Origin of the sequence: Klebsiella sp. K47 (genome assembly GCF_051858335.1) — a bacterium.
Lineage (GTDB): Bacteria > Pseudomonadota > Gammaproteobacteria > Enterobacterales > Enterobacteriaceae > Klebsiella > Klebsiella pneumoniae.
Genome location: NZ_JBPYUI010000006.1, coordinates 203026 through 215904, shown reverse-complemented (window position 1 = coordinate 215904; position 12879 = coordinate 203026). Strand labels below are relative to the sequence as shown.

8 protein-coding genes are annotated in these 12879 nt (G+C 59.9%); 7 read left to right on the top strand and 1 reads right to left on the bottom strand.

All coding sequences use genetic code 11. From position 1 onward, the window contains the following. Positions 1–2: 2 nt before the first annotated feature. The 5 genes from RRF55_RS08200 (at position 3) to RRF55_RS08180 (ending at position 6183) form a co-directional block, all read left to right on the top strand. On the top strand, positions 3–446 hold the full coding sequence (locus RRF55_RS08200; protein ID WP_002915235.1) for a flavodoxin: 444 nt from the start codon (positions 3–5) through the stop codon (positions 444–446). A 471-nt stretch (positions 447–917) separates the two neighbouring features. Next, positions 918–2270: an MFS transporter gene (locus tag RRF55_RS08195; protein ID WP_002915225.1), complete on the top strand. Its 1353-nt coding sequence runs from the start codon at positions 918–920 to the stop codon at positions 2268–2270. 2 nt (positions 2271–2272) lie between these two features. Then, positions 2273–3613 (top strand): enolase C-terminal domain-like protein, encoded by a 1341-nt coding sequence (locus RRF55_RS08190; RefSeq protein ID WP_004185436.1) that lies wholly within the window; start codon positions 2273–2275, stop codon positions 3611–3613. 17 nt (positions 3614–3630) lie between these two features. Then, a complete protein-coding gene (gudD, locus tag RRF55_RS08185; RefSeq protein ID WP_002915223.1) occupies positions 3631–4971 on the top strand; it encodes a glucarate dehydratase in 1341 nt (446 codons plus the stop codon). 72 nt (positions 4972–5043) lie between these two features. Further along, entirely contained in the window at positions 5044–6183 is a 1140-nt protein-coding gene (locus tag RRF55_RS08180; protein ID WP_002915222.1) for a glycerate kinase, read from the top strand. A gap of 157 nt (positions 6184–6340) precedes the next feature. Here the strand turns inward: RRF55_RS08180 and barA are convergent, their stop codons facing one another. Next, positions 6341–9091, bottom strand: a complete 2751-nt coding sequence (gene barA, locus RRF55_RS08175; RefSeq protein WP_004151066.1) for a two-component sensor histidine kinase BarA — start codon at positions 9089–9091, stop codon at positions 6341–6343. 113 nt (positions 9092–9204) lie between these two features. Here barA and rlmD point away from each other — a divergent pair, with 113 nt between their 5' ends. Together rlmD and relA are read left to right on the top strand one after the other, a co-directional pair. Then, positions 9205–10509: a 23S rRNA (uracil(1939)-C(5))-methyltransferase RlmD gene (gene rlmD, locus RRF55_RS08170; protein ID WP_032415455.1), complete on the top strand. Its 1305-nt coding sequence runs from the start codon at positions 9205–9207 to the stop codon at positions 10507–10509. Between the two features lie 121 nt (positions 10510–10630). Then, the gene (gene relA, locus RRF55_RS08165) at positions 10631–12868 is read left to right on the top strand and encodes a GTP diphosphokinase (RefSeq protein WP_002915217.1); all 2238 of its coding nucleotides are present in this window, start codon (positions 10631–10633) and stop codon (positions 12866–12868) included. Positions 12869–12879 lie beyond the last annotated feature (11 nt).

Sequence of the window (12879 nt, the reverse complement as noted above, 5' to 3'; positions counted from 1 at the left end):
GCATGGCGGAAGTCGGAATTTTTGTCGGCACCATGTACGGCAACTCGCTGCTGGTCGCGGAAGAAGCGGAAGCGATCCTCAGCGGACTGGGACACAAGGCTACCGTGTATGAGGATCCGCAGGTCAACGACTGGGAATCCTACACGGGTAAGTATGTGCTGGTGGTCACCTCCACCACCGGGCAGGGCGATCTGCCGGACAGCATCGTCCCGCTGTATGAGGGCATCAAAGATATGTATCAGCCTCACCTGCGGTACGGCATTATCGCGCTCGGCGACAGCACCTATGCCAACTTTTGCGGCGGCGGCCTGAAGTTCGATCAGCTGCTGCAGGAGCAGGGCGCGAAGCGCATCGGCGAGATGCTGAAGATTGACGCCAGCGAAGACCCGGAGCCGGAGAGCGTCTCCAATCCGTGGGTTGAACAGTGGGCCACCCTGCTCGCATAAAAGCGCTGCCCTCTCCCTACGCAGAGGGCGCTCTTTCAATACGTCGCGGCCAGATACGCGGACGTCAAAATAGTAGCGCTTTCCAGGCGCCACGCCTTTAGGCAAACGCCACAATATCCTTAGCAATATCATGGCTTAAGCCAGCCAGTTTCACCGGGTCAAGTGAGGTATTTCACACTCCGGCCCTTTTTGCTGCGCTATGCGGCGCCAGCGGCGCTGGCTTTTCATTTCCGTGAACTTCCCCCCATTCTTTCAGGCATTCGCCACAAACCACCTGCAATAGCGGCGTAAAAGCTGTGTGGATGCACGGTGAGCCGCGGTGTGCCTCTTCATATACTGCTCCAGCCAGTGATAAATGCAGTGCCAGATATAACGACAACTATCAAAACACGACCACGTCATTCTGATTACCCTACAGGTTGTGCTGTTCAGAATGAACGTAGCTAAACGCTATGATTCAGGAGTACAACAATGAGTTCATTAAGTCAGGCGGCGACGGCGGCTGAAAAGCGCACCAACGCCCGCTACTGGATAGTGGTGATGCTGTTTATCGTCACCTCTTTTAACTATGGCGACCGGGCGACGCTGTCGATCGCCGGTTCGGAAATGGCCAGGGATATCGGCCTTGATCCGGTGGGGATGGGGTATGTGTTCTCCGCCTTCTCATGGGCTTATGTCATCGGCCAGATCCCGGGCGGCTGGCTGCTCGACCGCTTCGGCTCGAAGCGCGTCTATTTCTGGTCGATCTTCATCTGGTCGATGTTTACCCTGCTGCAGGGCTTCGTCGATATCTTCAGCGGCTTTGGCATTATCGTTGCGCTGTTTACCCTGCGCTTCCTCGTCGGCCTTGCCGAGTCGCCGTCATTCCCCGGCAACAGCCGGATCGTCGCCGCCTGGTTCCCGGCGCAGGAGAGGGGGACAGCGGTATCGATTTTTAACTCCGCCCAGTACTTTGCCACCGTTATTTTCGCGCCGATCATGGGCTGGCTGACGCATGAAGTGGGTTGGTCGCATGTGTTCTTCTTTATGGGCGGGCTGGGGATTGTGATCAGCTTTGTGTGGCTGAAAGTGATCCACGATCCGAACAACCACCCGGGCGTGAACCAGAAAGAGCTGGACTATATCGCCGAAGGCGGGGCGCTGATCAACATGGATCAGAAGAGCAGCGCGCAGAAAGTGCCGTTTAGCGTCAAAATGGGGCAGATCAAGCAACTGATCGGCTCGCGGATGATGATCGGCATCTATATCGGTCAGTACTGCATCAACGCCTTAACCTACTTCTTTATCACCTGGTTCCCGGTTTATCTGGTGCAGGCGCGCGGCATGTCGATCCTCAAAGCCGGCTTTGTCGCCTCGATTCCGGCGGTGTGCGGCTTTGTCGGCGGGGTGCTGGGCGGGGTGATCTCCGACTGGTTAATGCGCCGCACCGGCTCGCTGAACATTGCGCGCAAAACGCCGATTGTGCTGGGGATGCTGCTCTCCATGACCATGCTGATGTGTAACTATGTCAACGTGGAGTGGATGGTGATCGGCTTTATGGCAATGGCCTTCTTCGGCAAAGGGATCGGCGCCCTCGGCTGGGCGGTGATGGCGGATACCGCGCCGAAAGAGATTAGCGGTCTCTCCGGCGGTCTGTTCAATATGTTCGGCAATATCTCCGGCATCGTCACCCCGATCGCCATCGGCTATATCGTCGGCACCACCGGCTCGTTCAACGGCGCGCTGATCTACGTCGGTATCCATGCCCTGGTGGCGGTGCTGAGCTATCTGGTGCTGGTGGGCGATATCAAACGTATCGAACTGAAACCTGTAGCGGGACGTTAATCATGACTACTCAATCCAGCCCGATTATCACAGAGATGAAGGTCATTCCGGTGGCCGGGCACGACAGCATGCTGCTGAACATCGGCGGAGCGCATAACGCCTGGTTTACCCGCAATATCGTGGTGTTAACCGATAACGCCGGCCATACCGGCGTCGGCGAAGCGCCCGGCGGAGAGGTCATCTACCAGACGCTGCTGGCGGCGATCCCGCAGGTGGTGGGCCAGGAGGTCGCCCGACTCAATCGCGTGGTGCAGCAGGTGCACAAAGGCAATCAGGCGGCGGATTTCGACACCTTCGGCAAAGGGGCGTGGACCTTCGAACTGAAGGTTAACGCGGTGGCGGCGCTGGAAGCGGCGCTGCTGGACCTGCTCGGCCAGGTGCTTAATGTGCCGGTCTGCGAGCTGCTGGGCCCGGGTAAGCAGCGTGATGCCGTCACCGTGCTGGGCTACCTGTTCTATATCGGCGATCGGCAGAAAACCGACCTTGGCTATCTGGACCATACGCCGGGCGATCACGAATGGTACCGCCTGCGCCACCAGCAGGCGTTGAGCAGCGAGGCGGTAGTGCGTCTGGCGGAAGCCGCCCAGGATCGCTACGGTTTCAAAGACTTTAAGCTCAAAGGCGGCGTGCTGCCCGGCGAGCAGGAGATTGACACCGCGCGGGCGCTGAAAAAGCGTTTCCCGGATGCGCGCATCACCGTCGACCCTAACGGCGCCTGGCTGCTGGATGAGGCCATCGCGCTGTGTAAAGGGCTGCAGGATGTTCTGACCTACGCCGAAGATCCGTGCGGCGCCGAGCAGGGTTTCTCCGGCCGGGAGGTGATGGCCGAGTTCCGCCGCGCCACCGGGCTGCCGGTCGCCACCAATATGATAGCCACTAACTGGCGCGAAATGGGCCATGCGGTGATGCTCAACGCCGTCGATATCCCGCTGGCGGACCCGCACTTCTGGACGCTCTCCGGCGCGGTGCGGGTGGCGCAGCTGTGCGACGACTGGGGGCTCACCTGGGGCTGCCATTCCAACAACCACTTTGATATTTCCCTGGCGATGTTTACCCACGTCGGCGCAGCCGCGCCGGGCAACCCCACCGCCATCGATACCCACTGGATCTGGCAGGAGGGCGACGCGCGCCTGACCAAAAATCCGCTGCAGATTATTAACGGCAGCATTGCCGTGCCAGACGCGCCGGGACTCGGCGTGGAACTTGACTGGGAGCAGGTGCGCAGAGCCCATGAGGCCTATAAAGCGCTGCCGGGCGGCGCGCGCAACGACGCGGGCCCGATGCAGTACCTGATCCCCGGCTGGACATTCGACCGCAAACGTCCCGTTTTCGGCCGCCACTAATTAAAAAGGATGATGCTATGACGACTTTCTCTTCAACGCCCGTTGTCACCACCATGCAGGTGATCCCGGTTGCCGGCCATGACAGCATGCTGATGAACCTGAGCGGCGCGCACGCCCCGTACTTCACCCGCAATATCGTAATTATCAAAGATAACGCCGGCCATACCGGCGTCGGTGAAATCCCGGGCGGTGAAAAAATTCGCCAGACCCTGGAGGATGCCATTCCGCTGGTGGTGGGCAAAACGCTGGGCGAGTATAAAAACGTGCTGGGCGCGGTGCGCAATCAGTTTGCCGACCGCGACGCCGGGGGCCGCGGCCTGCAGACCTTTGACCTGCGCACCACCATTCACGTGGTGACCGGCATCGAAGCGGCACTGCTGGATCTGCTGGGCCAGCACCTTGGGGTCAACGTCGCCTCGCTGCTAGGCGATGGCCAGCAGCGCAGCGAAGTCGAAATGCTGGGCTATCTGTTCTTTGTCGGTAATCGCCATGCGACGCCGCTGGCCTATCAGAGCCAGCCGGATGAGCAGTGCGAGTGGTATCGCCTGCGCCATGAAGAGGCGATGACGCCGGATGCGGTGGTCCGCCTGGCGGAAGCGGCGTATGAAAAATATGGTTTCAACGACTTTAAGCTGAAGGGCGGCGTGCTGGCCGGTTTTGAAGAAGCCGAAGCGATCAGCGCCCTGGCGAAGCGCTTCCCGAATGCTCGCGTCACTCTCGACCCGAATGGCGCCTGGCTGCTTGAGGAGGCCATTCAGATTGGTAAACAGCTGAAGGGCGTGCTGGCCTATGCGGAAGATCCGTGCGGCGCCGAACAGGGCTTCTCCGGCCGCGAAGTGATGGCCGAGTTCCGCCGCGCGACGGGCCTGCCGACCGCCACCAATATGATCGCCACCGACTGGCGGCAGATGGGCCATACGCTGTCGCTACAATCGGTGGATATCCCGCTGGCGGACCCGCACTTCTGGACCATGCAGGGGTCGGTGCGCGTAGCGCAGATGTGCCATGAGTTCGGTCTGACCTGGGGTTCGCACTCTAATAATCACTTCGACGTGTCGCTGGCGATGTTCACCCACGTCGCGGCAGCGGCGCCGGGCAAGATCACCGCTATCGATACCCACTGGATCTGGCAGGAGGGCAACCAGCGTCTGACCAAACAACCTTTTGAAATCAAAGGCGGCATGGTGCAGGTACCGAGTACCCCGGGCCTGGGGGTTGAGCTGGATATGGACCGCGTGATGCAGGCAAATGAGCTATATAAGAAACATGGTCTTGGCGCCCGCGACGATGCGATGGCGATGCAGTATCTGATCCCGGGCTGGACCTTTGACAACAAGCGTCCATGCATGGTGCGCTAAAAGTCCGCCGGCCTCTGCGGGGGCCGGCATTGCGCGACAGCGCCAGGGGTTGGCTCAGAGTAAGGACAGCAGATGAAAATAGTGATCGCACCGGATTCCTGGAAGGAGAGCCTGAGCGCGCTGGAAGTGGCCAGTGCGATAGAGCAAGGCTTTCGCGAGATTTATCCTGACGCCGAGTACGTCAAGCTGCCGGTTGCCGATGGTGGGGAAGGGACGGTGGAAGCCATGGTGGCGGCGACCGGCGGGCTTCTGGTTCCGCTGACGGTCACCGGGCCGCTGGGCGAGCCGGTTGAGGCATTTTACGGGCTGTCCGGCGATCGCCAGTGCGCCTTTATCGAAATGGCGGCGGCCAGCGGCCTGGAGAGCGTCCCGCCGGCGCAGCGTAACCCGCTGCTGACCACTTCCTGGGGTACCGGGGAGCTTATCCGCCATGCGCTGGACGCCGGGGTAAGACAGATCATTATTGGTATTGGCGGCAGTGCGACCAATGACGGCGGCGCCGGGATGGCGCAGGCGCTGGGGGCGAAACTGCTGACCGCCGAGGGCCAGCAAATTGCCTCCGGGGGCGGCGCGCTGGAGACGCTGGCGCGAATCGATCTCAGCGAACTCGATTCGCGGCTGGCAGATTGCCGGATTGACGTTGCCTGCGACGTCACCAACCCGTTGACCGGCCCGCAGGGCGCCAGCGCGGTGTTCGGCCCGCAAAAAGGGGCGACGGCGCAGATGATCGACCGGCTCGATAGCGGCCTGCGGCACTATGCCCGGATTATCGCCCGCGATTTAGATATCGACGTGCTGAGCCTTGAGGGCGGCGGCGCGGCGGGCGGCATGGGTGCGGCGCTGTATGCGTTCTGTGGTGCTCAGTTGCGTCCGGGCATTGAGATTGTCACCGATGCGCTACAGCTGGCTGAGCGGGTGGCGGATGCCGATTTAGTGATCACCGGCGAAGGGCGTATCGATAGCCAGACGATCCACGGCAAAGTGCCGGTGGGGGTGGCGAGGGTGGCGAAGCGTTTTAACGTCCCGGTGATCGGGATTGCCGGCAGTCTTACCGCCGATGTTGGCGTCGTGCATCAGCACGGGCTGGATGCGGTATTCAGCGTGTTGTATACCATCTGTACCCTTGATGAAGCGTTGGCCAATGCCGCCGCCAACTTGCGAATGACGGCGCGTAACGTAGCCGCGGTTTTGCAGATGGGCGACAGGCGGTAACCCGGCTGGCGCAGTGGTATTTGTAGCCCGGATAAGGTGCGTAGCACCGCGATCCGGGAACCATCCCCGGTGGCGCTTACGCTTACCGGGGCTACCAACCGAATACCGGACCGTAGGACGTAGCCCGGATGAGGCGCGTAGCGCCGCTATCCGGGGTTTACACCCCCATCCGGCACGCTTCGCGGGCCACATTATCCATCTCATCTAACAGCTCAAGCAGCTCCGGCTCCAGATCCTCGGCGGCGGTGCCTGCCCGCAGCTGACTTTCCAGGGTATGGCACAGCTTTTTCAGCCGCGGCACGCCGCTATAGCTGCAGCTGCCGTGCAGTTTATGGATCAGATCCACCAGCCCTTCCGGCTGCTCGCCCACCAGCTGCTCCTCAACTTTGTTACGCACCTCCGGCATAAAGGCGATCAGCATTTGCAGCATCTCCCGCGCCAGGTCCGGCTTCATGGCCGCCTGGCGCAGCGCCAGCTGCCAGTCGAGCGTTTGATTATGATCGACGATCGGCTCTGCGGGCGGTAGCGACGCCGGAACGACGCTGTGCAGGCCGGGCTGATAGCGCAACAGCAGTGCGTGCAGTTTCTCTTCTTCGATTGGCTTCGCCAGATAGTCGTTCATGCCGGCGCTCAGTAATTTCTCACGCTGCCCCTCCAGGGCGTGCGCGGTGACCGCAATAACCGGGGTTTGCTGATGATGGGACAGGTGATGGATAAGCTCACAGGCGCGGATGCCGTCCATATCCGGCATCTGAATATCCATCAGGATCAGATCCATCTGCAGCTGCTTGGCCTTGTCCACCGCCTGCTGGCCGCTGTCGCAGAGGATCACCTGCTGCACAAGATCATCCAGCAGGGCGCCAATCAGCTTCAGGTTAGCCGGGTTGTCGTCGACGGCCATTACCGTCATTGGCAACTTATGACTGTCGATCTGCATCAGCGGCGCGGAGGCAAGCGCGTGGCTGGTAGCCACCAGCGCCGGTAGCAGACGGGTGGTGGTGAGCGGCTTTAACAGGCAGGCGGCAACGCCGTCGCGCTTCAGGGCTTCGGCGCTGACCTGGGCATGGCACGGCAGGGCCAGCAGTACGTTATCGGACATCGCGCAGGCTTTGGCTAATTTTTCCCGATGCGGCGACAAATCGCGCATTGAAACCGGGATACCGACCAGCAGAATGTCATACTGCGCTTCCGCCAGCGAGGAGAAGGTAGGGCTGTAGATAACCTCCAGCGGCGTAGCGGCCAGCATCTCCAGGGTACACTGCGCCGCCGTCGCGTTGGCTTCCACATAGGCCAGACGTTTGCCGACAAGCCCGTCGGTGTTCAGCGTATCCGGAATGGCGTTCGGGTTGAGATCGAGGCTGATATGGAACCAGAAGGTGGAGCCGCGGTTCGGCTGGCTGTGGAACGAAATATCCCCGCCCATCTCTTTGACCAGACGCTGAGTGATCACCAGCCCGAGCCCGGTGCCGCCGTGGCGGCGTGAAATACTGGCATCGGCCTGACGGAAGGCCTGGAATAGCCGGGACTGGTCGCGCTCGGGGATGCCGATGCCGGTATCGTGGATCTGAATTTCGATCTGTACCCGGGAATTACTGATGGCCCGCTGCTCCACCAGTACGTCGATATTGCCGTGCTCGGTAAATTTGATGGCGTTGCCCACGAGGTTGGTCACAATCTGCTGCAGACGCAGCGGGTCGCCGATAACGTTGTCCGGTACATTGTTCTTAATATTCAGCGTCAGCTCCAGCCCTTTATCGTGCGCGGAATGCGCCAGCAGGGTGACCACTTCATCAAGCGAAGTGCGCAGCAGGAACGGAATACTCTCCAGGATCAGCTTCCCGGCTTCCAGCTTGGAAAAGTCGAGCACGTCATTGATGATCGCCAGCAGATTGTTGGCCGAACGTTCGATGGTGGTCAGGTGGTCGCGCTGCGTAGCGTTGAGATCGGTTTTCAGCGTCAGGCGGGTAAAGCCGATCACCCCATTGAGCGGGGTGCGCAGCTCGTGAGACATATTGGCCAGGAACTCAGACTTAATGCGCGCCGCCTCCTGGGCGCGCTTTTTCGCCAGGTCCAGCTCGACGTTCTGGATCTCCATCTGCTCAAGCGTTTCCCGTAGATCGGAGGTCGCCTGGTCGACGTTGTGTTGCATCTCTTCGTGGTATGCCGCCAGCGACATGGCCATCGAGTTAATGCCATTTTTCAGCATATCCAGTTCGCCGAGCATAAAGCCTTCGACCCGGCTGTCCAGCTGTCCGCGGCGGATGCGGTCGACAGTGTTAACCATATTGCGGATTGGCCCGGTGACGTCGCGCATCAGCCTCCAGCCGAAGATTAACGCGATGCCGATACAGAACAGCATCATTACGCTGGAGATAAAAATCTCTTTGTACTGCTGGAGGCGAACCGATTTTAGATCCAGCTCCAGGGCGACGTAGCCCAGCATATTGCCCGGCATTTTAGCGTCAGATTCGGGTGATTCATCCGGAGAATAGCTTTCCGAGACAATAGGCGTGCGCAGGATCATCATGTCGCCATCGCGGATGACGCTGAGGTGACGGGGGAATGCCTCGCCTTTCGGGATCTGCAGTTCGCTGGGATTGAGCTGGTAATTGGAGGTGACAAATAAGCGGTTATGCGAATCGTACACCGAGATGGCCCGCACGATCTCCGAGTGGCGACGATGCAGAACGCTGATCAGCTGGCCGATGGATTCGCGGTTTTGCAAGTTCATGCCATATTCGCTGGAGACCGCCAGCGGTTCGATAATACTGGCGCCAGCGTCCTCCAGCTGGCGTTGCAGGTCGTTATAACGATGAGCGACAAAGAAAATACTGAGCAACAGTCCTATCAGGACGGTTGGCGCCAGAATCAGAATCATCATGCGAGCACGCAGGCTGTAGTTGGTCATGCGGTTCCATTATGGGAGAATATAGACATCATCGTTCTGTGCAGCGTCGCTGCGCCTCGCGGCGCTGCCGCTCTGAACGAGCTCGTTTTATTTGATTGAGACAACTCTCTACGATGGCGCAATTCTACTCTGCAAAACGGCGTGTGACGACGCGCCAGATCATAACCGTTACAGTCAACGACCTCGATCCCTTTGGTCAGGGTGTTGCCCGCCATCAGGGGAAGGCGTTGTTCGTGAGCGGCGTGCTGCCCCACGAGCAGGCCGAGGTGGTGCTGGTGGAAGATAAAAAACAGTACGCCCGCGCCGAGGTGAAACGCCGACTGACCGACAGCCCGCAGCGCCAGGCGCCGCGCTGCCCCCATTTTGGCGTCTGCGGCGGATGCCAACAACAACATGCCAGCGTTCCGCTTCAGCAGCAAAGTAAACGCGCCGCGCTGGGGCGACTGATGAAGCGCGAGGTAGATGACGTCATCGCCGGCGCGCCGTGGGGCTACCGCCGTCGCGCACGCTTGAGCTTGAATTATCAGCCGAAGACCCAACAATTGCAGATGGGTTTTCGCCAGGCCAACGCCAAAGCGATCGTCGATGTGGTGCAGTGCCCTGTTTTGGCGCCCCAACTTGAGGCATTGCTGCCCGCCGTGCGCGAGTGCTTAAGCGCGCTGAGCGCATTACGCCATCTCGGCCACGTCGAGCTGGTGCAGGCGGACAATGGCCCGCTGATGGTGCTGCGCCATACCGCAGCCCTGCCGGCGACAGACAAGGAAAAACTGGAACGCTTTTCGCAAACTCACGGTCTTTCCCTGTACCTCGCGCCACAAAGCGAGATACTGGAGCATATTCATGGCGAAGCGCCATGGTATACCTCAGACGGACTACGCTTAGTGTTCAGCCCGCGGGATTTTATCCAGGTCAACGACGGCGTAAATCAGCAGATGGTGCGTACCGCACTGGAGTGGCTGGATCTGCGGCCAGAGGACCGGGTGCTGGATCTGTTCTGCGGGATGGGCAACTTTACCCTGCCGCTGGCGACACGCGCCGCCCATGTGGTGGGCGTGGAAGGGGTGCCGGCGCTGGTGGAGAAGGGGCGGGAAAACGCCGCCCGCAATGGTTTATCAAATGTCACTTTCTTCCATGAAAATCTGGAAGAAGACGTCACCCGTCAGGCCTGGGCGAAGCACGGCTTTGATAAAGTGCTGCTGGACCCGGCCCGCGCCGGCGCGCCGGGCGTGATGCCGCATATAATAAAACTGGCACCGCGGCGGGTGGTGTATGTTTCCTGCAACCCGGCGACGCTGGCGCGAGACAGCGAAACCCTGTTGCAGGCTGGATATCAGATTCAACGCCTGGCGATGCTGGATATGTTCCCGCATACCGGCCATCTGGAATCAATGGTGTTGTTTGAGCGCAGGCTTACATAAGGTCATTCACAACGTCGCAGAAGAGCCACCCTGGCCATGAATGCTGACGCGACCTGCAGGATGACATGTAGAAAGTTGAGGCTTGCCGACTTCGGCAGGCCGGTCCCTTAAGGAGAGGACAATGGTTGCGGTAAGAAGTGCACATCTTAATAAAGCTGGTGAATTTGACCCGAAGAAATGGATCGCGAGTCTGGGAATTTCCAGCCAGCAGTCGTGTGAGCGCTTAGCCGAAACCTGGGATTATTGTCGCGAAAAAACGCAAGGACACCCGCAGGCGGACCTGCTGCTGTGGCGGGGCGTCGAAATGGTGGAGATCCTCTCCACCCTAAGTATGGACATCGATACGCTGCGCGCGGCGCTGCTGTTCCCGCTGGCCGACGGCGAAGTTGTCAGCGAAGAGGTGATGCAGGAGAGCGTAGGTAAATCGGTCGTGACCCTGATTCACGGGGTGCGGGACATGGCCGCTATCCGCCAGCTGAAGGCTACCCATACCGACTCGGTCTCTTCCGAGCAGGTGGATAACATTCGCCGTATGCTGCTGGCGATGGTTGACGATTTCCGCTGCGTGGTCATCAAACTTGCTGAGCGGATCGCGCATCTGCGCGAGGTCAAGGACGCGCCGGAAGATGAGCGCGTTCTTGCGGCGAAAGAGTGCACCAATATCTATGCTCCCCTGGCGAACCGCTTAGGTATCGGCCAGCTGAAGTGGGAGCTGGAAGATTACTGCTTCCGCTATCTGCACCCGGCGGAATACAAGCGCATTGCCAAACTGCTCCACGAGCGCCGTATCGACCGCGAGCATTACATCGAAGAGTTTGTCGGCCACCTGCGCTCAGAGATGAAAGCCGAAGGCGTCAAGGCGGAAGTCTATGGCCGGCCGAAGCATATCTACAGTATCTGGCGCAAAATGCAGAAAAAACACCTCGCTTTCGACGAGCTGTTTGACGTTCGCGCGGTGCGTATTGTGGCTGAGCGTTTGCAGGATTGCTATGCCGCGCTGGGGATCGTCCATACTCACTACCGCCATCTGCCGGATGAATTCGACGACTACGTGGCCAACCCGAAACCCAACGGTTACCAGTCTATCCATACCGTGGTGCTGGGGCCGAGCGGCAAGACGGTGGAGATTCAGATCCGCACCCGGCAGATGCATGAAGATGCCGAGCTGGGCGTGGCCGCACACTGGAAGTACAAAGAGGGCGCGGGAGCCGGCACCAGCGGCGGCCGCGGCTATGAAGACCGTATCGCCTGGCTGCGTAAGCTGATTGCCTGGCAGGAAGAGATGGCCGACTCCGGCGAGATGCTCGACGAAGTGCGCAGCCAGGTCTTCGACGACCGGGTGTATGTCTTTACGCCGAAAGGCGACGTGGTGGACCTGCCTGCGGGGTCGACGCCGCTCGACTTTGCCTATCATATTCACAGCGATGTCGGCCATCGCTGCATCGGCGCCAAAATTGGCGGCCGCATTGTGCCGTTCACCTATCAGCTGCAGATGGGCGATCAGATTGAGATAATCACCCAGAAGCAGCCGAACCCAAGCCGCGACTGGCTGAACCCGAACCTTGGCTACGTGACCACCAGCCGTGGACGCTCCAAAATTCACGCCTGGTTCCGTAAACAGGATCGCGATAAAAACATTCTCGCCGGGCGGCAGATCCTTGACGATGAGCTCGAGCATCTGGGCATCAGCCTGAAGGATGCCGAGAAACATCTGCTGCCGCGCTACAACTTTAATGAACTGGATGAACTGCTGGCGGCTATCGGCGGCGGCGATATTCGCCTTAACCAGATGGTCAACTTCCTGCAGGCGCAGTTCAATAAACCTAGCGCCGCCGAGCAGGATGCGGCCGCGCTGAAGCAACTGCAGCAGAAAACCTACACGCCGCAAAATCGCACCAAGGACAATGGCCGGGTAGTGGTGGAAGGGGTAGGCAACCTGATGCACCATATTGCCCGCTGCTGCCAGCCAATCCCGGGCGACGAGATCGTCGGCTTTATCACCCAGGGGCGCGGGATCTCCGTGCATCGCGCGGACTGCGATCAGCTGGCTGAACTGCAGTCGCATGCTCCGGAGCGCATCGTCGATGCGGTATGGGGCGAAAGCTACTCGGCGGGCTACTCGCTGGTGGTCAGGGTGGAGGCGAACGATCGCAGCGGTTTACTGCGCGATATCACTACCATCCTCGCCAATGAGAAGGTGAACGTGCTGGGCGTCGCCAGCCGCAGCGATACCCGTCAGCAGCTGGCAACCATCGATATGACCATCGAGATTTACAACCTGCAGGTGCTGGGCCGGGTGCTCGGTAAGCTCAACCAGGTGCCGGATGTGATCGACGCGCGCCGTCTGCACGGCGGTTAATTCGTCTGTAG

Bases quoted from the DNA above. Each gene is read 5' to 3' on its own strand.
- RRF55_RS08200 (WP_002915235.1), top strand. From the start codon at position 3: ATGGCGGAAGTCGGAATTTTTGTCGGCACCATGTACGGCAACTCGCTG.
- RRF55_RS08195 (WP_002915225.1), top strand. From the start codon at position 918: ATGAGTTCATTAAGTCAGGCGGCGACGGCGGCTGAAAAGCGCACCAAC.
- RRF55_RS08190 (WP_004185436.1), top strand. From the start codon at position 2,273: ATGACTACTCAATCCAGCCCGATTATCACAGAGATGAAGGTCATTCCG.
- gudD (WP_002915223.1), top strand. From the start codon at position 3,631: ATGACGACTTTCTCTTCAACGCCCGTTGTCACCACCATGCAGGTGATC.
- RRF55_RS08180 (WP_002915222.1), top strand. From the start codon at position 5,044: ATGAAAATAGTGATCGCACCGGATTCCTGGAAGGAGAGCCTGAGCGCG.
- barA (WP_004151066.1), bottom strand. From the start codon at position 9,091: ATGACCAACTACAGCCTGCGTGCTCGCATGATGATTCTGATTCTGGCG.
- rlmD (WP_032415455.1), top strand. From the start codon at position 9,205: ATGGCGCAATTCTACTCTGCAAAACGGCGTGTGACGACGCGCCAGATC.
- relA (WP_002915217.1), top strand. From the start codon at position 10,631: ATGGTTGCGGTAAGAAGTGCACATCTTAATAAAGCTGGTGAATTTGAC.